This is a genomic window from Glacieibacterium sp. (assembly GCF_965200405.1).
Classification (GTDB): Bacteria; Pseudomonadota; Alphaproteobacteria; order Sphingomonadales; family Sphingomonadaceae; genus Glacieibacterium.
The window spans coordinates 925,444-949,162 of record NZ_OZ241356.1 but is presented as its reverse complement, the minus strand read 5'-3'; the positions used below and the strand labels follow the sequence as shown (position 1 = coordinate 949,162).

Sequence of the window (23,719 nt, the reverse complement as noted above, 5' to 3'; positions counted from 1 at the left end):
ACCGCGAACATCAATGCGCCGACCGGGCCCCGCGGGCAAGGCCGCAATCCGCCTTAACGGTTTGGTTACAAGTAAATAACAACCAAATTGAAACCCATTGCACTTGCGTATCGGTACGGCCCCGTTCTAGAAGGCGGTAGGACGGTGAGTGCTTTAGCGTACCGTCGGGGGCAAGTAATGATCATTTCGTCACGCGACGCGTTCTCCATGAGCGCAGTCCGGGCTCACCGTGTGGCGGGCCGTGACTTGGCCAAAAGCCTCCGCAAGCCATTGGCTCTATTGCTCGGGGGCGCGGCACTGCTGGCGACTTCGCCACTTGCCGCCCAAACTCTCGATTTAAATGGCGGGACGGAGAATCACACCAGCCTGCTGGGCTACACGATCGTCGAAAACGGCATCCTGAACCTCACGCCGGCCGCCTCGTTTACGTTCGCCGGCGTGCTCCAGGACGGTGCCGGGACCCTGATGCTGAACAAGCTCGGCCTCAACAGCCTGACCCTGACCGGCCTCAACACCTTCTCCGGCGAGACGCGGATCACGACGGGCACGCTGTTCGCCGGCGCGGTCAACACCCTGTCGGCAAACTCGCGGGCTCGCGTCAACTCGGCGCTGCAGCTCCAGGGCTTCGACCAGACCATCAAGGGTTTCTACGGTTCGGGGCTGATCCAGAACCTGACCGGCGGCCAGGTCGTGCTGACGACGGCAAACGCGGCCGGCGTCACCAGCGCCTTCTCGGGCACCATCCTCGAGACGGTCGGCAACGAGATCAAGCTGGTCAAGACCGGCACCGGCACGCAGAACCTGACCGGCGTCAATTCCTACAGCGGCGGCATCGAGATTTCCGGAGGCACGCTGGCCTATGGCAACACCGGTTCGCTCGGCAGCGGCCGCGTCACCTTCACCGGTGCCGGCACCCTGTCCTCGATCGCCAACAGCACGATCCTCGAGAACGACATCACGCTGGCCAGCGACGGCAGGTTCGCCGGCGGTGCCTCGACCCTGAACGGCCTGATCGACGGCAGCGGCGCCTTGATCAAACTCGGCGGCCCGCTGACCATCACCAATCCGAACAACAGCTATAGCGGCGGCACCCAGCTGTTCGGCAACATCCTCGTGCTCGGCGGCGACAACGTCCTCGGCAGTGGCACGCTGACCTTCGTCACCGGCTCGAAGCTGTCGACGCTCGGCAACGACACGCTGTTGTCCAACGCGATCCAGCTCGACGCGCAGATGTTCATCGACCTGCCGACCGGCAAGACGCTCGATCTCCGCGGCGTCATCTCCGGCAGCAAGGGCATGTACATCGCCGGTGGACCCGGCACGCTGCTGCTGTCGGGCGCCAACGATTTCGGCGGTACGACCTACCTGACCAGCGGCACGCTCGGCGTCGGTACCAACACCGCGCTCGGCAGCAGCCTGTTACGGGTGTCCGCGGCAACGACGCTTAAAGCCTATGCCCCTGTAACGCTGGGCAATTCCGTCCGCATCGACAACGCCGTGCTGACGGTCGACACCGATGCCTTCGCGGTGACGCTCAATGGCCCGGTCCGCGACGTGTCGGCGACCCAGACCGGCGCACTGGTCAAGACCGGCAGCGGCACGCTGACGCTCGGCGTCGCCAACACCTATTCCGGCGGTACCATCCTGAAGGACGGCACCGTGTCGGTTGCCAACGACAATCGCCTGGGCAACGTCGCCGGCGCACTGGTCTTCGACGGCGGCAATCTGCGGGTGACCGGGACCAGCTTCAACTCGACCAATCGCGCCATCCAGTTGCTCGGCAACGGCGCCATCACCATCGGCAATTCGCTCAACACCTTCGTGCTTACCCAGGCGATCACCGGCGGCGGTGGCCTGACCAAGCTCGGCAATGGTGCGCTGGCGCTGAACGCGGCGAACCTGTTCGGCGGCGGCGTCATCCTCGACGGTGGCGTGATGATCGTCGGCAGCAACGATGCCCTCGGCAGCGGCGTGCTGACGATGACCAGCGGCACGTTGGTCACGGGCGTCTCGGCCCTCGACCTCGGCAACGACGTCGTCCTCGGTGCCGCTGCGTTCGACACCGACGGCAACCAGCTGACCTTGTCGGGCGATCTTTCGGGCGGCGGCGTGCTGGCCAAGATAGGGGCCGGCGTCCTGATCCTGAACGGCTCCAACAGCTATACCGGCGGCAGCACGATCGACGAGGGCGATGTCTACATCGGCGCCAACGGCGCGTTGGGAACCGGCACCGCGACCTTTGCCGCCAACACCAACCTGACTGCTACTGTCGACGCGACACTCGACAATTCGCTGACCCTGTCCGGCGCGATCGTCGTCGACGACGGTGGACATGCGTTCACCCTGAACAGCGTCATCGATGGTTCGGGCCCGGTTACCAAGCGTGGCTCCGGCACCGTCGCACTCAATGGCGGCAATAGCTTTACCGGCGGTATCGACCTCGAGGGCGGCACGATCCTGGTCGGCAACGACACTGCACTGGGCGCGGCGAGCGGGACGCTGACCATGCACGCCGGCACGACGCTGAAGGCCAACAGCGGTATCCAGCTTGCCAACCAGATCGACCTCGACGGCGATGCGACGATCGAAAGCAGCGGCACGAGCCTGTCCCTGAACGGCGTGGTCGGCGGCACCGGCATCCTGACCAAGACCGGTGTCGGTTCGTTGTTCCTCGGCGCCAGCAACACCTATTCCAACGGCACCCTGCTCAACCAGGGCGGCATCGAGTTCGATCATGGCGACGCGTTCGGCACCGGCGCAATCACCATGGCGGACGATACAGCGCTGTCCTCCGATGGCTCCAACACCCTCGCCAACGGCATCGTCCTGCTCGGCCGGGCCCGGATCAACAGCAACGGCCCGCTGCTCACCTTGGACGGTGAGATCAGCGGTGCGCTCGGCCGGGTGGAGTTCAGCGGCAGCACGATCGCACTCGGCGTCAATTCCTATGGTGGCGGCACGTCGGTCGACGACGTCGTCATCCAGCTTGGCGACGACGCTTCGTTCGGCACCGGCACCGTGTCGTTGCTCGCCAATGCGAGCCTGCAGAACGTCAGCGGCTCGACCCGCTCGCTGGGCAATGTCTTCACCCTCGACGCAGCCGGCATCGTCGTCGGCGGCAGCGACGATATCGAGCTGAGCCAGATCATCACCGGCGGATTCGGCTTCACCAAGACCGGCGCCAACACGCTGACTCTGGCCGCAGCCAACAGCTACCTCGGCGACACGCACCTCGACGCGGGCCGGATCATCATTGAGGACGGCGGCGCGTTCGGTGCAGGCAAGCTGGTCGTCGGCACCGGCACGCTGCAATTCGGCACCACCGTCAGGGCGATGACCCTCGGCAGCGACATCGATATCGCCGGCGCGCTCACCCTGGACTTCGTCGCCAGCGGCGCTGCCGTGGATCCGGTCACCGGGGCCTATGTCGCCGACGGCAGCACCGTCGTCCTGAATCACCTGGTCAGCGGCACCGGCGGCCTGGTGCTCGCCAACAGCGGCGATGTCACGATCGCTCACGCCAACACCTATGCCGGCGGCACATCGATCAACGAGAGTGTCGTGCGGATCCTCGACAACGCGGCATTCGGCATCGGCACGATCACCGCCGGCGTCACGGCCGGCCTGCGCAACGATAGCGGAACGGCGTACACGCTGGCGAATGCCGTCGTGCTCAACAGCAGCGACGCCACCATCGGCGGCAGCGGCGCGCTCACCCTCGCCGGTGTCGTCACCGGCGTGGGCGGCTTCGAAAAGGTCGGCAGCGGCACGCTGACCCTGGGCAACGACAACAGTTATGCCGGCTTGACCAGCGTTCGGCAGGGCGGCCTCGACATCGCCGGCGCGAACGTCGCGGATATCACCGTCGGCAGCGGCGCGACGCTCAGCGGGCTCGGTTCGACCACCGGCACCGTGACGATCCTCGATGGCGGCATCCTGTCGCCCACCAACGGCCCGGCTGTCCTGACCTTCGGCAACCTGGTCCTCAATGACCACGCGATCACCAATTTCCAGCTCGGTGCGCCCGGCGGCACCAATGCCCGGGTCGAGGTCACCAGCGATCTGACGCTCGGCGGCGTGATCAACATCGCCGCATTACCCGGCTTCACGCTCGGCACCTACCGGCTGATCAACTATGGCGGCGTGCTGACCAACCGTACTGCCATTCTCGGCACGATCCCGATCGCTTATGCCGCCGGCGATCTGATGCTCGACTGGTCGACCTTCGGCCGCGTCGATCTGATCGTCAACAGCGGCGGCATCCTGTATTGGGACGGTACCGGCCCGCACGGCGACGGCACCCTCGACGGTGGCAGCGGCACCTGGAATATCGGCAACACCAACTGGACCAATACCGCCTTTACCGGCATCACCGCCTGGGCCAACACCACCGGCGTCTTCGGCGGCACCACGGCCGGCACCGTCGCCGTCGCCAGCACGCTCGGCTTCGACATGCTGTACTTCACCACCGACAGCTATGTGCTGAGCGACGCCGGCGGCGAGCTGACCCCGAACACCACCGGCGAGATCAAGCTCGACGGCAATGTCCTCGCCACCATCGACGCGCGGATCACCGGGGCCAATGGTCTGGTCAAGTCCGGCGACGGCACTTTGGTCCTCGGCGGCGCCAATACCTTCGCCGGCGATTTCGATATCGCCCAGGGCATCGTCGGCATCGGCAACAACAAGGCGCTCGGCAACGGCGACGTGACGCTGGCCAGCGGCGCATCGCTGCAGGCGCGCGGCACCTTCGTCGTCGCCAACACCATCACCATGACCGGCGCGTCGGCGATCGACAGCAACGGCTCGACGCTGACCCTGTCCGGCGTTCTCCAGGGCGACGCGCTGCACAAGATCGGCGCGGGCACGCTCGTCCTGTCGGGGCTCAACGACTATAGCGGCGGCACTTTCCTGAAGGGCGGCGACCTCTCCGTCCGTGCCGATGCCAATCTCGGCAACGGTGCAGGCGCGGTGACCTTCGCCAGCACGACGGCGGGTTCGTTCATCGCCACCGCCGGCTTCACCACCACGCGCGACCTGATCGTCACCAACGCCAACACCAGCTTCGTCACCGGCGCCGGCCTCAGCGTCGTCTGGGGCGGCACCGTTTCCGGCGCCGGCAGCCTGGTCAAGTCGGGCGCGGGTACACTGGTCCTGAACCAGGCCAACAGCCAGGCCGAGACCGTAATCGCCGACGGCACATTGGCGATCAACGACGACGCGGCGCTCGGCGCGGGCTCGCTGACCTTCGCCGGCATCGGCAACGGTATCCTGCGCGCCGACGCCGCGCTGATCATCTCACGCGAGATCGTCCTGACCTCCAGCGGCAGCATCGACACCGCCCATCTGGTCACGCTCGACGGCAATCTGACCGGCAGCGGCGGCCTGACTAAGCTGGGCACCGGCACCCTCGCCGTGAATCAAGGCAATAGCTATCTGGGCGACACCAATCTCGCCGACGGCACGCTCGATATTGGTGCCACTGACGCGCTCGGCGCCGGGACGCTGGTGTTCTCCGACCTGACGACGTTGCAGACCTCGGGCAATTTCGGGCTCGGCAACGCGGTCACGACTGCCGGGACCAGCATCGTCGACACCATCGGCACGGCCTCGAGGCTCGCTCTCGGGGGCAGCATCGGCGGCTCTGGCGACCTGCAGAAGACCGGCGCCGGCACGCTGACGCTGAGCGGCACCAACAGCTATCACGACACGCTGCTGCAGGCCGGCACCATCGCCGTCGCCAGTGACGGCGCGCTCGGCAGCGGTGTCCTCGTCTTCACCGGCGGGACCACCCTGCAGGCGGCCGCGACCGTCCACCTCGCCAACGACGTCACCACCGCGGGCATCGACACCATCGACACCGGGTCGAACACGCTGGTCCTCGAGGGCATCGTCGGCGGCGCGGGCAGCCTGACCAAGTCCGGCACCGGCAACTTGACCATCGGCAAGGCGGGCACGGCGGCCAACAGCTATGCCGACACCGTCCTCGACCAGGGCAGCATCACCGTCGCCAAGTCCAGCGCACTCGGCAGCGGCACCCTGACGATGAACAATGTCACCTCGCTGATCGCCAGTGGCGCGGCGGCGCTGACCCTCGGCAACGCGGTCCAGCTGGACGGCACCGCCACCATCGATGCCGGCACCAGCGGCCTGGTCCTCGGCGGCAAGATCCTCGGCAGTGCGCTGACCAAGACCGGCACCGGAACGCTGACGCTCAACAACGCCTTGAACGCCTACGCCGGCACTTCGGTCAGCGACGGCACGCTGCGGCTCGGCGCCAACGCTGCGGCCGGCGCGAATGCGATCACCTTCGTCGCCGGGCTGTCGACGGCGCTGCAGTTCGGGGTCACCGGCCTCGACATCGCCAATGCCATCGTCCTGAACGGCACGACGACCGTCGCACTGGGCGGCTTCAACTCGACGCTCAGCGGCATCATCAGCGGTCACGACCTGAACGCCAGCGGCGCCGGCACGCTGCACCTGACCAACATCCTCAACGCCTATGCCGCCACCAACATCTCGGGCGGTGCGCGTGTCGAGACGACCTCGAACGCCGCCCTCGGCACCACGGCGGGCGCGGTCAGCTTCCTCGGCACGGTCGGCGGAACGCTGGCCTTGAACGGCGTCATCGCCAGCGACCGCGCCATCAACCTCACGGCCAGCGGCACTGTCGACACCATGACCGACGACGACACGCTGTCCGGCATCGTCTCAGGGGCGGGCAAGCTTTTCAAGAGCGGCGCCGGCGGGCTGACCCTGTCGGGCATCAACACCTACACCGGCGGAACCGACATCCTGGCTGGCGCAGTCCGTGTCATCAACGACAAGTCGCTCGGCGACGGCGACGTGACCACCTACGCCAACACGACGCTGGTCGTGGGTGGAGTGGCGCTCGATATCGGTAACGGCATCGACCTGGCCGGCGCGACGACGGTCGAGCTGGAAGGTCGTACCACGACCCTGTCCGGCATCATCGGCGGCGCCGGCGCCCTGTCGATCCAGAACGGCAAGCTCTACCTCGCCGGCGCCAACGTTCACAGTGGCGGCACCAACGTCCTGAACGGCACCGTCGTCGCCACCAACACCCAATCCTTCGGGATCGGTGCGGTCAACCTCAACGGCGGCGGCACGCTGCTCGGCGACGGCCCGCTGGTGCTGACCAACGCAGTCGTGCTGACCGGGACCGGCAACCAGATCGGCACCGCCGACTCCCTGACCCTGACCAACGCGATCACTGGCTCGGGCGGCTTTACCAAGGACGGCGCCGGGGTTCTCGACCTGTCCGGCATCAGCACCTACGCCGGCGATACCACCGTCGCGTTCGGCGGCCTTGCGGTCAACGGAGCGTTGACCGGCGCGGGTATCGTCACCGTCTCCAGCGGCGCCACCCTGTCCGGTGCCGGCACCATCGCAGGCAACGTCATCGTCGCCGACGGCGGCCATTTTGCGCCCGGCAACTCGCCCGGCACGATCACCGTCGGCGGACTGGCTCTCGGCAGCGACTCGTTCCTCGACTTTGACCTCGGCGAGGCCAATGTCTCGGGTGGCACCTTCAACGATCACATCGTCGTCACCCACGACCTGACGCTCAACGGCCATCTGACGGTCACCGACAGCAATTCCTTTTCGACGGGTGTCTACAACCTCATCTCCTACGGTGGCGCGCTGAGCGGCAGCGGCCTGATGATCGACAGCCTGCCGCTCACTTTCGGCGGCGTGATCCAGACGCTGGTCGCGGGCCAGGTCAATCTGATCGTCACCCAACCTGGCGTCCTGCTCCAGTATTGGGACGGCAGCGACATGGCCGGCGACGGCAGCATCGGCGGCGGCGCCGGCAGCTGGGGCGCCAGCAACACCAACTGGACGACAGCGGCACCCAGCACGCTCAACGCCAGCTGGCAGGGCGGCCTCGCCTCCTTCGGCGGATCAGCCAGCGGTACCGTCACCATCACCGGCTCGCAGGCGATCCACGACCTGCAGTTCACCACGACCGGCTATGTGCTGGCGGCGGGGGTCGGCGGCGCGCTCGACACCAGCGTGGCAAGCTTCGTCGCGACCGGGACCGGCGTCACCGCAACAATCGATGCCCCGATCACCGGCACCGGCTCGCTGGCCAAGCAAGGCCTCGGCACGCTGACCCTGACCGGCACCAGCACCTACGCCGGCGGTACGACGCTGACGGCAGGCACGCTGATCGTCGGCGGCGACTCGGCGCTCGGCACCGGCGTCCTGACCCTCGGCGGCGGCAGCACCCTCGGCAGCACTGGCACCGTCGCCTATCTGATGAATGCCATCCACACCTCGGCGCTGGGCACGGTCGACACGATCGACGTGCTTTCGGGCAGCGACCTGCAGCTCGACGGCGTGATCTCCGGCAATGCGCAGCTGAAGAAGACCGGCGATGGCACCCTGACCCTGTTCAAAGCCAATAGCTATGCCGGCGGCACCGACGTGACGCAGGGCGGCGTCCAGATCCGCAATGGCGGATCGCTGGGCACCGGACAGCTGAAACTGGCCGCCAACACCTATCTCGGCGCCGATGCGGACGACCTGGTCGTCGCAAACGCCATCGACCTCACCGGCAACGTCCTCGTCAACCAGAGCGCCACGACATTGACGCTGGATGGCGACATCGGCGGCACCGGCGACCTCGTCACCAGCAATCCCGGCACGCTGATCCTCAACGGCGACAACAGCTTCCACACGCTGTACGTCCTGCACGGAGCGGTAGAGCTGGGCACCGACACCGCTGCCGGCGGCGGCTCGATCTACATGGGCAACGACAGCCTGTTGAGCGCCGGCGTGTCTGGGCTGGTGATCGCCAACGCGATTTCGCTGAATGGCCCCAATCGTATCGACTCCGGCACCGGGACACTGACCCTGACCGGCAGCATCGACGGCGGCCTGCTCGACAAGCGCGGCGCCAGCGAGCTCGTCCTGAACGCGGTAAACACCTATACCGGCGGCACCACCCTCACCGCCGGCACGATCACCGTCGCCAACGACGAGGCGCTCGGCTCCGGCGCGCTGACCTTCACCGGTGGCACGACCCTGAAGGCCGGCGCCGATGTCATCCTGGCCAACGACATCGTCACCGCCGACATCGATACGATCGCTACCGGCGTCTACACGATGACCCTGAACGGCGCCGTTTCGGGTACCGGCTCGATCGTCAAGACGGGCGGCAGCACGCTCGTCCTGAACGGCGCCAACGGCTACATTAACGGGACCAGCCTGACCGACGGGACGATCGTCGTCGGCAGCGACACCGCACTCGGCGCGGGCGCCCTGACAATGGCCAACAGCACCACGCTGCGGGCCGGGGTCGACAACCTCGTCCTCGCCAATGCGATCACCCTCACCGGGGGCGACACCATCGACGCCGCAAGCTTCGGGCTGACCCTCGACGGCGTCATCGACGGTTCCGGCACGCTGCAGACCGCCGGCCATAACCGGCTGACCCTCAACGGTGCCAACAGCTACACCGGCGGCACCGAACTCAACTCGACCCTATTGGCCATCGGACACGAGACGGCCCTCGGCACCGGCCAGCTGACGATCAACGGCTTTGCCGTGCTGCGCGCCGGCGTCGACAATCTGGTCGTCGCGAATGGCATCACCACCAACGACGTCTCGACGCTCGATGCGCAGAACCTGACCTTCACGCTCGACGGCGTCATCGATGGCGCGGGCCAGATCAACACCGGCGGCAATGGTACGCTCGTGCTCAACGGCGCCAATAGCTACACCGGCGGCACGACGCACTCGGGCGGCACCCTCGTGGTCGGCAACGACACCGCGCTCGGCCTCGGCACCGTGGACCTGTTCGCCGACTCCAGGCTGGTCGCCGGTGCGACGAACCTGACGCTGGCGAACCGGTTCGACCTGATCCTGGTCGACGAGAGCGCTGCGGTCATCATCGATACCCGCGCGACGACGCTGACCTTGAGCGGCCTGGTTACCGGGGACAGCCCGCTGGCCAAGCTCGGGGCGGGCAATCTCGTCCTGACCGGCAATAACGACTTCACCGGCGGGACCAACCTGGCCGAGGGCATGATCACGATCGGCGCCGACACCGCACTCGGCACCGGCGCGCTGACGCTGGCCGATGGCACCACGCTGCAGGCCGGAACCACCGGCCTCGTCGTCGCCAACGACATCGTCACCGCGGGCCTCGGCACTATCGCCACCCAGGCCTACGACCTGACGCTCGGTGGCGCGATCACCGGCGCGGGCGGCATCACCAAGACCGGGACCGGCACGCTGACGCTCGGCGGCACCAGCACCTACACCGGCGCGACCGCCCTCAACGAAGGCAAGACGTTGGTCGACGGCATGCTCGGCCTGACCGCGGTCACCGTCGCCAGCGGCGCGACGCTCGGCGGCCACGGCCTGATCGCGGGCAGCGTCAACATCGCCGACGGCGGCATCCTCGCCGCGGGCAACTCGCCCGGCACGCTGACCTTCGGCTCGCTGACGCTGCACGACACCAGCCTGGTCCAGCTCGACCTCGCCGAGGTCAACACGATCGGCGGCCTCTACAACGACCTGACCGTCGTGCTGGGTGACCTCACCCTCGACGGCAAGCTGACCGTCGCGCCGTCGCTGACCTTCGGCAATGGCATCTACGAACTGTTCAGCTACGGCGGCGCGCTGACCGACCACGGCCTCGATATCGTCAGCTTGCCCGGCACCAGTGCCGGCGTCGTCGAGACGCTGGTTTCCGGCCAGGTCAACCTGCTGGTCACCGCACCCGGGACCCTCGTGCAATATTGGGACGGCGCGGACGGCATCGGCAACGGCGTGATCAGCGGCGGCACCGGCACTTGGAGCACCTTCGCCACCAACTGGACCGAGCCTTCACCAAGCGAACTCAACGGCAGCTGGCAGGGCGGCATCGCGCGCTTCCAGGGCACGGCCGGCGTGGTTACCCTCGATACCGCGGAAAGCTTCCAGGGTCTCGCTTTCGCGATCGACGGCTATAGCGTCAAGGCGACCGGCAGCGGTGGCCTGGTCACCAACAGCAACGCCTTCATCTTCGTGGCGAATGGCGCGACGACCGACATCTCGGCACCGATCGGCGGCACCGGCTCTTTCCGCAAGCTCGGCAACGGCACGCTCAACCTGAGCGGCGCCAGCACCTACACCGGCGGCACCGACCTGCGGTTCGGCACGCTGGGCGTCGGCAGCAACACCGCGCTCGGCACCGGTCTCCTGACCATCCAGCACGCGACGACGCTGGCGGCTACGGTCACCGGCCTGACGCTGGCCAACGCCATCACGACAGTCGGCAGCGCCGATGTCGACAGCGGCGCGGGCGTCTTCACCCTCGCCGGCAACATCGGCGGTGCCGGCTCGATCGAGAAGATCGGCTCCGGCAACCTCGTGCTGAACGGCGCCAACAGCTTCACCAACCTCGCGGTGCTCAGCGGAACCGTGACCCTCGGCACCAACACCGCGGCCGGCATCGGCACCGTCGACCTGATCGGCGGCACGACGCTCGCCGCCGGGGTGTCCGGGCTGGTCGTCGCCAATTCGGTCGCGGTCAGCGGCGGCGCTGTCGCCATCGACTCGACCAAGGGCAGCTTCACGCTCGCCGGTCCGGTCACCGGCAACGGCTCACTGGCCAGCACCGGCACGCTGGTCCTGAACGGCGCCAACAGCTTCAACGGCCTCGCCATTGCGGCGGGCAGCGTGACGCTGGGTACCGATACCGCGGCCGGCTCAGGCATCGTCGCCATGGCCGCCGGGACGCGCCTCGCTGCCGGCGTCACCGGGCTGGTCGTCGCCAACGCCATCATCACCGCGGGTGTCGGCCAGCTCGACTCGGGCGCCGGGCTGCTGACGCTCGGCGGCAACATCGGTGGCGCCGGCTCGATCGCCAAGGTCGGCACCGGCACGTTGCGCCTGAACGGCACCAACAGCTTCGCCAGTGCCGCGATCAACAGCGGCACCCTGGCTATCGGCTCGGCCGGCGCCCTCGGCACCGGCAGGCTGACCGTCAACACCGGAACGACGCTGCAGGCGGCCGTCACCGGGCTGGTCTTCGCCAACGCCGTGACGCTGGTCGGCGCGACGACGGTCGATACCCAGGCCCTGGCGCTCTCGCTGACCGGCATCATCGGCGGCAGCGGCTCGATGGCCAAGATCGGCAGCGGCGCGCTGACCCTGTCGGCAGCCAACACCTACACGGGCGGCACCGGCCTTGCCGCCGGCACGCTGGCAGTCGCCAATGCAGCGGCCCTCGGCACCGGTGCGCTGACGATCACGGCGGGCACGTTGCAGGCCGGCGTCGCCGGGCTGACCCTCGCCAATGCCGTCGTCACCAGCGGCGCCGGCAGCGTCGACACCCAGGCCTTCGCGCTGACCCTGTCGGGCGCAACCTCGGGCGCGGCAGCCTTGACCAAGACCGGCAGCGGCACCCTGTTCCTGACCGGGGCCAGCACCCGGACCGGCACCACGACGATCGCTGCCGGCACGCTGAACTCGGCCGTCGCCGGGCTCGGCAGCGGCAATGTCGTCGACAATGGCGCGCTGGTCTTCAACCAGGCGGTCGATGCATCGTACGCCTCGGTCATCTCGGGCACCGGCACGGTTGCCAAGATCGGCGCCGGCAACCTGACGCTGACCGGCGTCAACACCGTGTCGGGGGCGACCTCGCTCACCGGTGGCCGCCTGACCGTGGCCGGTGCACTTTCCGCCTCGACGGTGACCGCCGCGACCGGCACGACGCTGGCTGGCACCGGCAGCATCGCCGGGCTGGTCGCCGCATCGGGTTCGGTCGTCTCGCCGGGCGCCGTCGACCTCGCCACCGGCACGCTGACGGTGTCGGGCAATGCGTCGTTCCAGGCCGGATCGACCCTGCTGGTCAATGTCCTGCCGACCACGGCCGACCGGGTCACCATCGGCGGCACCGCCAACCTGGCCGGCAACCTCGTGCTGACGGCGACGACCGGCCAGTATCTGTTCAACACCAGCTACACGCTGCTATCGGCGGCGGGTGGCCGGACGGGCACCTTCGTCGCGCCGGCGCTGACGCTGTTCGGCCCGGCCTTCGCACCGACCCTGACCTACGGCGCCAACGACCTGGTGCTGAAGCTGGTGCCGAACTCGCTGGTCGCGCTGCTCGGCACCGGGCCGAACAGTGCCAACGTGCTGGCTCGCGCCACCGCCTTCGACCGCGCCACCACCGCCGGCTTCAACCCGCAGGCGTTCTACAACCTCTACCTGCAGGGCGCGGGCCTGGGTGCGGCGCTCAACCAGTTGACCGGCGAGATCCACAGCGCCGACAGCCGCCAGGCACTCACCGACACCCGCCATGTCCGCGAGGCGGCACTTGATCGTCTCGGCGCCGGCACCGGCAGCAATGGCGGCAACGACGCCTCGTCCAGGGCAGCGGGCGAGACGGGCATTGCCGGCTGGGGCCGCGCGGTCGGCTCATGGGGTAACACCGACAGCGACGGCAACGGCGCCAAGCTCGACATCGACACCAAGGGCGTGCTGGTCGGCATCGACATCGCCAGCGGCACCTGGAAGGCCGGCGCGCTGTTCAATGCGCTGGAGAGCAAGGTCGACACCCGCATCCTGGGCACGTCGAAGGTCAAGACCACCGGCGGCGGCATCTACGGCGGCTATCGCAGCGGCCAGGGCTTCTCGCTCGCGGTCGGTGCCTCGGTCGGCAGCGTCAAGACGCACAGCAGCCGGGCGATCACCGTACCCGGCCTGACGCAGGTCCTGACCGGGCACACCAGCGGCACCAGCTACCAGGTCTTCGGCGACATCGCCTACGACCTCGCCGCCGCCGAGAAGACCCGGGTCGAGCCGTTCGTCCGCTTCGCCTATGTCGCCTATCACGTCGACGGCCTAGCCGAGAGCGGCGGTTTTGCGGGCCTGGTCTCGGGCAAGCAGAAGTACGATGCGACCTTCACCACGGTCGGCCTGCGCGCCAGCACCGAGATCGGCAAGACGGCCTCGCTGCGCGGTTCGCTGGGTTATCAATACACCGGTGGCGACCGTGCGCCGATCGCCAGCCTGTCGATCCAGGGCACCAACCAGAACGCCGGCATCCGCTCGGTGGCACTCGACAAGAGCGCCTTCGCCGGGGAGGCCGGGGTCGACGTCCACATCGGCAAGAACAGCTCGCTGGGCGTCGGCTACACCGGCGTGATCGGCAAGAACAACAGCGACAACGGCGTCAAGGCAACGCTGTCGGTCGGGTTCTGATCACCGGCTGCCCAACGCCTGAACCTCGACGCGCCGGGGGTCGTGATTGACCTCCGGCGTGCGCGTCTCTAGCCAGCAGCCTCGCCTCCGCGCCGCCTGCGGGGCCCAGCCGCTGGACGCCAGATCATGACCTTCCTCTCCGACAACGCCGCCAGCGCGTGCGACGAGGTCATCGCCGCCGTCGTCGCCGCCAATGCCGCGCAGCCCTTCGCCTATGACGGCGATACGCTCAGCGCCCGGCTCGACGCCGTGTTCGGCGAGTATTTCGGCACCGCCTGCACGGTGTTCGCCGTCTCGACCGGCACGGCCGCCAACGCCCTGAGCCTCGCTGCGATGGTGCCGCCCTATGGCGCCGTCGTCACGCACCGCGAGGCGCACATCCATGTCGACGAATGCGGTGCGCCGGAGTTCTTCACCGGGGGCGCCAAGCTGCTGCTGGTCGATGGGGCGCACGGCAAGCTGACGCCCGAGGGCATCGCCGCCGGGCTGGCGAGCCACCGCGGCGACGTCCACCAGGTCCAGCCCCGCGTCCTGTCGCTGACCCAGGCGACCGAATCCGGCACCGCCTACACGCCCGACGAAATGGCGGCGCTCGGCGATTATGCCCGGTCGCGCGGCTGGCGGCTGCATGTCGACGGTGCGCGCTTCGCCAATGCTTTGGTCCATCTCGGCTGCCATCCCGGCGACATCAGCTGGCGGGCCGGGGCTGCGGCACTCAGCTTCGGCATGATCAAGAACGGCGGCATGTCGGCGGAGGCGATCGTGGTGTTTGACCAGTCGCTCGCCGACGATCTGCGCTTCCGCCGCAAGCGCGCCGGCCAGATGCCGAGCAAGGGGCGCTTCCAGGCCGCGCAGCTGCTGGCGATGATCGAGAGCGGCGCGGTGTCGCGCAATGCCGCGGCGGCCAATGCCGGGGCGGCGCGGCTTGCCGCGGCTGCCGGTTCGCGGCTGATGCACCCGGTCGAGGCTAACGAACTGTTCGTCGACCTTGGCGGCCATTCGGAAAGCCTGCGGGCGCAGGGCTTCAAATTCTACGACTGGGGCGATGCCGGATCGGGCGAGGCGCGGCTGGTCGTCGCCTGGGACACGCCGGCGGCCGAGATCGATGCTCTGGCGCGTGCCATCGCCGCGCTGCCGGAGGCGATCGCCGCCTTGCCGTCGTGAACGCACCCTTGGTGTCGGTCCCGGCCCGGCGGCTGGTGACCCCGGCGACCGTGGTACAATTCGTGCTGCTGACGCTGATCTGGGGTTCGACCTGGCTGGTCATCAAGCATCAGATCGTCGCCGTACCGATCGCCTGGTCGGTTGCCTATCGCTTCCTCGTAGCCGGGGTGGCGATGCTGGTTTATTGCCTGGTGATGCGGCGGCCGCTGCGCCTCGGAGCCAGCGGCCATGCCTTTGCCGGCGGCGCGGCGGTGCTGCAGTTCGTCGCCAATTTCAACTTCGTCTACCAGTCGGAGCGGTTCGTCACCTCCGGGCTGGTGGCACTGGTCTTTTCGCTGCTGATCGTGCCCAACACGGTGCTTTCGCGGATCTTTCTCGGCAATCCGATCAGCGGGCGTTTCGTGCTCGGCAGCGTCATGGGGATTGCCGGGCTGGTTATGCTGGTCGGTCCCGACCTCGGCCTCGGCGGCGGCACCACCGCGCTCGGTCTCGGGCTGGCCGTGGCGGGGATGCTCAGCGCCAGCGTCGCCAACGTCATGCAGGCGAGCCAGCGCGTCCGCGGCATGCCGCTCGAGGCGTTCCTGACGACGGCGCTGCTGTACGGCGGCCTGTTGAACGCGGCTTTCGCCTTCGCCACCGCGGGGACACCGACCGCCAGCGCACAGCCGAGCTATGTGCTGGGCGTGCTGTACCTCGGGCTGGTCGCCTCGGCGCTGGCGTTCCGGCTGTACTATTCGCTGATCCGCAACATCGGGCCGGCGCGCGCGGGCTACGTCAACGTCATCGTGCCGGTGGTGGCGATGACGCTGTCGACGGTATTCGAAGCCTATGTCTGGACCCCGCTCGCGGTGTGCGGCGGGGTGCTGGCGCTGGCCGGCCTGGTGATTGCGCTGCGCAGCCGGGGCTGAGCTACTCCGCCGCCTGCGCGACCTCCAGCGACCGGCACAACCGCCACAGTTTCTCCGGCGTCGCGGGCATCTCGAGCTGCGTGCCGTCGAGCGCGTCGATGATCGCGTTCATCACCGACGGCATCGCGCCGATGGTGCCGGCTTCGCCGCAGCCTTTTACGCCCAGTGGATTGGTCGGAGACGGCGTGCCCAGCGTCGTGAAGGTGATCGCGTCGGGCATGTCGTCGGCGCGCGGGATGCCGTAGTCCATGAAGCTGCCGGTCTGCAACTGCGCCGCGTCGTCATAGACGATGTTCTCGAGCAGCGCCTGGCCCAGCCCCTGCGCAACGCCGCCGTGGATCTGGCCCAGCACCAGCATCGGGTTCACCAGCACGCCGAAATCGTCGACGAGGCCGTAGCGCGCGACGCGGACCTTGCCGGTCGCGGGGTCGATCTCGACCTCGGCGATGTGGCAGCCGTTGGGGAAGGTCGGCTTGGGCGCGTCGGGCTTGTAGCGGGCGCGGCCGTCGAGGGCGCCCGGATGGGCGGCGGCGAGTTCGCCGAAGCTGGTGGTGCGGTTGGTGCCGCGCGCCCGAAACACGCCCTCGGCATAGTCGATGTCGGTGGCGTCGAGTTGCGGGCCTGCAAGTTCCTTGCCGCGCACGATCAGGTCGTCGGCGGCGAGTTGGCACGCCGCGCCGCCCCACGCCATGCTGCGCGAGCCGCCGGTGCCGCTGCCGACTTCCAGACGCTCGGTATCGCCCTGGACGATGCGGATGCTCTCGACGTCGATGCCGAGGCGCTCGCTGACGACCTGCGCATAGGCGGTTTCATGGCCTTGGCCGTTCGACTGGGTGCCGACCGCGACCTCGACCATGCCGTCGGCGGCGACGCGGACGTCGGCATATTCGTCCTGCGAGCCACCGCCGGCGATCTCGACATAATAGGCGATGCCGCGGCCATAGCGCAGGCCCTTGCGCGCCGCTTCCGCCTTGCGCGTCGGGAAGCCCTGCCAGTCGGCCTGCTCCAGCGACTTCGCCAGCACCGCCGGGAAGTTGCCGATGTCGAAGTTGAGGCCGATGCCGTTGTCGTGCGGCAGCTCGTCGGGACGGAGCAGGTTGCGACGGCGGATTTCGTCGACGCCGATGCCGAGGTCGCGCGCCCCGGCCTCGATCAACCGCTCCATGATGTAGGCTGATTCCGGCCGTCCGGCACCGCGATAGGCGTCGACCGGCGTGGTGTTGGTGACGATGCCGTGGACGAGGTTGTGGATCGCCGGGATGCGGTAGACGCCGCCCATGATGCGCCCGCCGGCCATGGTCTGGATCGCCGGGCCGAACTGCGACTGATAGGCGCCGAGGTCGCTCCACGTCTCGACGGTCATCGCGGTGATCAGGCCGTCGGCGTCGAAACCGAGCGCGCCGTCGCTGACCATGGCGCGGCCGTGGGTGTCTGTCTGGAAGGCGTCGCTGCGGTCGCCGGTCCATTTTACCGGGCGGCCGAGGTCGCGCGCGGCGTGCAGGACCAGCGCATATTCGGGATAGACGAACGACTTCATACCGAAGCCGCCGCCGACGTCGCCGGTGACGATGCGGAGTTGGTCGGGCTCGACCTTCAATATGCCGCCGGCGATGATGCCGCGCATTCCGGCAACGCCCTGGCTGCCGACGTGGAGGGTGAAGCCGCTGGCTTCGTCCCACTGGCCGAGCGCGGCGCGAACCTCCATCGAGGTCGGGGCGACGCGGTTCTGGACGATACGCAACCGCGTGACGTGCGCGGCGGCGGCCATGCCCTCGGCCGCCTTGTCGGCCGCGCCGACCTGCCAGTCGAAGATGCTGTTGGAGGCGGCGTCGGGCCAGACCTTGGGCGCGCCCTCGGCGATGGCGGCTTCGATCGAGGCGACGACGGGGAGCTCCTCATAGTCGATCTCGACGGCGTCGGCGCCGGCGCGGGCGGCTTCGCGGGTCTCGGCGACGATAAAGGCGACGCCGTCGCCGACGAAGCGCACGGTGTCGCCGGTCAGCAGCAGCCGCGGCGTCTTCAGCGGGCCCGACAGCGGCACCATGCAGGGTACGTCGCCGTACTGGACGATGTCGGCATGGGTATAGACCGCGACGACGCCGGGCACGGCCTTGGCCGCCGTCGTGTCGATCGCGGTGATGCGGGCGTGGCCATATGGAGAGCGCAGGGTGGTGGCGTACAGCTCGCCCGCGACCTGGACGTCGTCGGTGAACCGCCCCAACCCGGTGAGCAGGCGGACATCCTCGACACGCTTGACCGACTGGCCGACACCGAACTTCATGCTCTATCTCTCCGCAAGGCAGGCGCGCAGGCCCGACCGATAGTCAGGATAGCGCAGCCTCAGCCCGAGGTCGCGCTTCATCTTGGTCGCAGCGACGCGGCGGTTCTCGGCGTAGAAGCCCTGCGCCATCGGGCTGAGCGAGGCGATCGGCGACAGCGGCGGGTAGGGGCGGCCGAGCAGGTCGCAGGCGTGTTCGGTGACGATGTTGCCGCTGGCGGGCTCGTCGTCGGCGAGATTGTAGAGGCCGGGCGCGCCGCGCGTGAAGCTGGCGACGACTGCGGCGACGATGTCGTCGACGTGGATGCGGCTGAACACCTGGCCGGTCGGTGCATCGACGCGGGTAGCGGTACCGGCGGCGACCCGGTCGAGCGCCGAGCGGCCGGGGCCGTAGATGCCGGGCAGGCGGAAGATGCGGACGTCGGGGCGGAGCGCCTGCCAGGCGAGGTCGGCGGCGGTGCGCGCGTCGCGGCGGCCACCACCGACGGGCGAGGCCTCGTCGACCCAGGCGCCCGCCGCATCGCCGTAGACCCCGGTCGAGGAGAGGTAGCCGAGCCACCGGGCCGGGGCCGTGCGGAGGGCTTCTGTGTGCAGCGCCAGGACGGGGTCACCCTCGGCGCCGGGCGGCACGCTCGACAGGATGTGGGTGGCGCCGGCGATTGCCGAGACGGTGCGCGGATCGTCGAGCGGCAGGGTGGCGCGCGACGTCCCGGTCACCTCCCAGCCGTCGGCGCGCAGCCGGGTGGCGAGGCGCGACGCGGTGTAGCCGAGGCCGAAGATCAGCAGGTGCGGCATGGCGGCTATTGCACTCCCGGTTCGCCGAGGTGCTCGGCCTTCCACTGCATCGCCTGGTGGATGCGGGTGTAGCCGGAGGGGTGGTCGAAGAACACCGCCTCCTCGAACGGCGTCGGCTCCAGCTTGCGGTACTGGCCGAGGCGGATGGCGCTGCGGGCGAATCCATCGGGAGCGCGCGCGGCGTTGAGGCCGAAGATGTCGGCCTGGGCTTCGTGGAACCGGGTGATCGTGTTGGTCACCGGGGTGGCGAGGAAGAAGAACAGGGTCAGCACCATCGTCGCCACCGCGATCGCGCCGGGGTCGGTGATGCCGGGAATGCCCCAGCCGGGATTGCGGGCGATCAACCCGGGGACGACGACCTGGATGGTGATGAAGCCGAGCAGCACGACGATCGCCAGGCTGACGATCAGGCTGGCGATGTGGTGGAGCACGTAATGGCCGGTCTCATGGCCCATGACGGCGAGGACGCCGGCATCGTCGTGGGTATTCAGCAGATTGTCGTTCAGCGCGACACGCGTGGTCGAGCCCAGCCCGGCGACGTTGGCGGACACGCGCGTCGTCTGGCGTGACGCGTCGACGACATAGACGTTGGTCGCGGGCACGCCATTGGCCTGCGCCATCTTGAGGATCGCGGTGCGCAGCGGTGACTCGGCCATCGGCGTGTACTTGTTGAACAGCGGCTCGATGAGGACCGGCGCGACGGCGATGCCGAAGGCCAGGAAGGCGATGGTCAGTACGGCTGCATAGGACCACCAGAACCGCGGCGACCGGCGCACCGCGGCCATCACTCCCGCGATGATCAATGCGGTCAGCGGCACGCCGATCGCCATGCCCTTGAGCGTGTCGCCGGCAAACGCAGCAAGGCTTTGGGTCGACATGCCGTACTGATGCTCTCGGAAGAAGCCGGTGTAGAGCGTCCAGGGCAGCCCGATCAGCGTCGTCAGCAGCAGGAAGGCGAGCGCGAACACCAATGTCGCCAGGAACATCCGCCCGCGCGTCAGTCGCTGCGACCAGGCCGACAGCCGCCCGATCCAGCCAAGCCGGAGCAGCGCCAGCGTGATGCCGATGCCGACCACCGCATTCCACAGGATCAGCCAGTAGCCGCCCTCGAAATAGCTGTCGGACTTGGCCCGTGCCGCACCGCTGAGGGTCGCCAAATAGGCGCGGGTCGCGGCGTCGACGTCGAATGCAGCGGCAAGCAAGGCCATGAATAACCCTCGAAGTGTCGTGTCTTCGTAACACAGGCGGCGGCTGGAGCAACAGCGCCGCCCGACGCGGCATCGGCGCGCCCCGCCTTGGCCGGGGATGACGCGCCGTGACGCGCCCCCTATGTACCCGGTTGTACACGGCCAATTTTCGAAAGTACCCAATGCTCGAAGCCTATGCCACGCCGCAGCTGCCCCAGACGGTTCGGCTCGCCGACTACCGCGAGCCCGACTGGCTGGTGCCGACCGTCGAGCTTGACTTCGACCTGTCGCCGGAGCGCACCACGATCCGCGCCCGGCTGACGGTGACGCGCAACGGCGATCACGACCGGCCGCTGGTGCTCGACGGGCAGGACCTGGAGCTGCAGTCGCTGACCGTCGACGGTGTCGCCGACACGACGCGGCCCGGGCGTGACACGCTGACCCTGCACATCTCCGGCGACAGCGCGGTGGTCGAGACGCTGGTGGTCACGCATCCGGCGGCCAATACCCGGTTGATGGGTCTGTACGCGTCGGGCGGCAAGCTGTGCACCCAGTGCGAGGCGGAGGGCTTCCGCCGCATCACCTTCTTCCCCGACCGGCCCGATGTGCTGTCGCGCTACACCGTGCGCATGGCTGCCGACGCGACCAGGTATCCGATCCTGCTCGCCAACGGCAATGCGGGCGCGACCGGGGTGGACGGCAGCAAGCATTGGGCGGAGTGGACCGACCCCTGGCCCAAGCCCTGCTATCTGTTCGCACTGGTCGCGGGCGACCTCCACGCGTTCCGCGACAGCTTCGTCACCATGTCGGGCCGCACCGTCGACCTGGCGATCTGGGTGGCGGAGGCCGACCTCCCGCGCTGCGCCCATGCCATGCAGGCGCTCAAGGACTCGATGGCCTGGGACGAGCGCAACTACGGCCGCGAGTACGACCTCGACGTCTTCAACATCGTCGCGGTCGCCGATTTCAACTTCGGCGCGATGGAGAACAAGGGCCTCAACGTCTTCAACTCCAAGTACATACTGGCGGATGTCGAGACCGCGACCGATGCCGATTTCGACGCTGTCGCGGCGGTCGTCGCGCACGAGTATTTCCATAACTGGACCGGCAACCGCGTCACCTGCCGCGACTGGTTCCAGCTGTCGCTGAAGGAGGGCCTGACGGTCTTTCGCGACCAGCAATTCTCCGCCGACCAGGGCTCCCGCGCCGTGCGCCGCATCGACGACGTGCGGTCGCTGCGCGCCGTGCAGTTCCAGGAGGATGCCGGGCCGATGGCGCATCCGATCCGCCCGGATCACTATATCGAGATCGGCAATTTCTACACTGCGACGGTCTATAACAAGGGCGCCGAGGTCATCCGGATGCTTCACACGCTGCTGGGGCCCGAGGGCTTCCGCGCCGGCACCGACCGTTATTTCGAGCTTTACGACGGCCAGGCGGTGACCTGCGAAGCGTTCGTCTGCGCCATGGAAGAGGCGTCGGGGCGCGACCTGACGCAGTTCCGCCGCTGGTACGAGCAGGCCGGCACGCCGCGCGTCTCGGCGACGCTGACCCATGATCCGCTGAGCGCTACGGTGGCGCTCAGGCTGGAGCAGTCGACGCCGCCGACACCCGGTCAGGAAGGCAAGCTGCCCGTCCATCTGCCGCTGCGCATCGCGCTGTTCGGGCGCCGCACCGGCGAGCGCCTCGGCGACGAGCGTCTGGTCGAGCTCACCGATGCCTCGGCGACCGTGACCTTCGAGGGCATCGCCGAATTGCCGATCCTGTCGATCAACCGCGGCTTTTCGGCGCCGGTGATCATCGAGACCGAGGCGACGCGCGCCGACCTGGCGTTCCTGTCGGCGCACGACGACGATCCATTCGCCCGCTACGAAGCGCTGCAGCGGCTGGCACTCGACGTGCTGGCGAGCGACGGTCCAGCGGACGACCTGGTCGCGGCGCTGGGTGCGACGCTCGACTCGCGGCTCGACGCGGCGTTCATCGCCGAGGCGGTGCTGCTGCCTTCGGAGGCGTTTATCGGCGATCAGGCCGCCGTCGTCGATGTCGATGCGATCCACCGGCGGCGCGACGCGGCGCGGTTGGCGGCAGCGACACAGCTCGAGGACAAATGGTGGGCCGCCTACCGCGGCAATGCGGCGAACCGCTATGAAATGACGCCCGAGGCCAAGGGGCGACGCCGGTTGCGCAACGTCGCTCTCGGCTATCTGATGGCCACCGGCTCGGCCGAGGCGGTCGCGGCAGCCTGGTCGCAGTACGACGGCGCCGACAACATGACCGACCGGATCGCGGCGCTCAGCGTGCTGGCCAACAGCGAGGCGCCGGAGCGCGAGCGGGCGCTGGCCGATTTCCACGCGCGCTTCGCCCATGACCCGTCGGTGATCGACAAGTGGTTCTCGGTGCAGGCGATGTCGACACGCGAGGATACGTTGGCGACGGTGTTCGACCTGACCCGGCATCCGGACTTCGCCACTGCCAATCCGAATCGGCTGCGCTCGCTGGTCGGGGCGTTCGGCGTCAACCAGCTGCGTTTCAACACGATCGACGGCGGCGGCTACCGCTTCCTTGCCGACCAGGTGCTGGCGGTCGACGGCGTCAATCCGCAGACTGCGGCGCGGCTGGTCGTGCCACTGGGTCGCTGGCGCCGCTTCGATGCGCAACGCGCGCTGCTGATGCAGGGCGAGTTGCACCGTATTCTCGCCGTGCCGAACCTGTCGAAGGACGTCTTCGAGATGGCGTCGAAGAGCTTGGCGTAGCGGGCACTGTCGTCATCCCGGCGTGCGCCGGGATGACGGCGCCACAGCCATGATAATCGTTCGCAAACGCATTCGCATCCTGCTATATCGGCGCGCATGAGTGGATTACGCACGATCCTCGACCTCCGGCGCGGCGAGCAGGCGACCATCGCCAGCGTCGATGCCCTCGACGTCGATCCGGTGACGACGCGCCGGCTGCACGAGATGGGCTTCGACGACGGCGTCGACGTCGAGCTGCTGCACATCGGCCCGGCCGGCGGCCCGCTGGCGGTGCGCGTCGGCAACATGGTCATCGCCCTGCGCCGGACGCTGGCGGCGATGATCGCGGTCGAGCCGGCGAACGCGATGTCGAGGCCGGTCTACCTCGAGGCCGCCGAGTGACCACCGTGCTGGCCGCCGCGCCAGGCGCGG

At 68.5% G+C, this 23,719-nt stretch carries 8 protein-coding genes; 5 read left to right on the top strand and 3 right to left on the bottom strand.

The window, feature by feature from the left end; all coding sequences use genetic code 11:
- The first annotated feature begins 246 nt into the window (after positions 1-246).
- From ACOFKW_RS04160 to ACOFKW_RS04150, 3 genes are all read left to right on the top strand, one after another.
- Entirely contained in the window at positions 247-14,223 is a 13,977-nt protein-coding gene (locus ACOFKW_RS04160) for an autotransporter-associated beta strand repeat-containing protein (protein WP_419816090.1), read from the top strand.
- Between the two features lie 126 nt (positions 14,224-14,349).
- A complete protein-coding gene (locus tag ACOFKW_RS04155; RefSeq protein ID WP_419816089.1) occupies positions 14,350-15,387 on the top strand; it encodes a threonine aldolase family protein in 1,038 nt (345 codons plus the stop codon).
- Positions 15,384-16,295, top strand: coding sequence for a DMT family transporter (locus tag ACOFKW_RS04150; protein WP_419816088.1), 912 nt, complete (start codon positions 15,384-15,386; stop codon positions 16,293-16,295). The genes ACOFKW_RS04155 and ACOFKW_RS04150 overlap by 4 nt, the downstream gene beginning before the upstream one ends.
- 1 nt (position 16,296) lies before the next feature.
- Here ACOFKW_RS04150 and ACOFKW_RS04145 read toward each other — a convergent pair whose 3' ends face one another.
- Genes ACOFKW_RS04145 through ACOFKW_RS04135 form a run of 3 tightly spaced genes read right to left on the bottom strand, consistent with a single transcriptional unit; the run spans position 16,297 to position 20,576 of the window.
- The gene (locus tag ACOFKW_RS04145; protein WP_419816087.1) at positions 16,297-18,576 is read right to left on the bottom strand and encodes a xanthine dehydrogenase family protein molybdopterin-binding subunit; all 2,280 of its coding nucleotides are present in this window, start codon (positions 18,574-18,576) and stop codon (positions 16,297-16,299) included.
- Positions 18,577-18,579: 3 nt separating this feature from the next.
- Complete coding sequence (locus tag ACOFKW_RS04140; protein ID WP_419816086.1) at positions 18,580-19,368, bottom strand: SDR family NAD(P)-dependent oxidoreductase; 789 nt, start codon at positions 19,366-19,368, stop codon at positions 18,580-18,582.
- A 5-nt stretch (positions 19,369-19,373) separates the two neighbouring features.
- The gene (locus ACOFKW_RS04135) at positions 19,374-20,576 is read right to left on the bottom strand and encodes a M48 family metallopeptidase (protein WP_419816085.1); all 1,203 of its coding nucleotides are present in this window, start codon (positions 20,574-20,576) and stop codon (positions 19,374-19,376) included.
- Positions 20,577-20,737: 161 nt separating this feature from the next.
- Between ACOFKW_RS04135 and pepN the strand changes: the two genes are divergently transcribed.
- Together pepN and ACOFKW_RS04125 are read left to right on the top strand one after the other, a co-directional pair.
- Positions 20,738-23,308: an aminopeptidase N gene (gene pepN, locus ACOFKW_RS04130; protein ID WP_419816084.1), complete on the top strand. Its 2,571-nt coding sequence runs from the start codon at positions 20,738-20,740 to the stop codon at positions 23,306-23,308.
- Positions 23,309-23,404: 96 nt separating this feature from the next.
- Positions 23,405-23,689, top strand: coding sequence for a FeoA family protein (locus ACOFKW_RS04125; protein WP_419816083.1), 285 nt, complete (start codon positions 23,405-23,407; stop codon positions 23,687-23,689).
- Positions 23,690-23,719 lie beyond the last annotated feature (30 nt).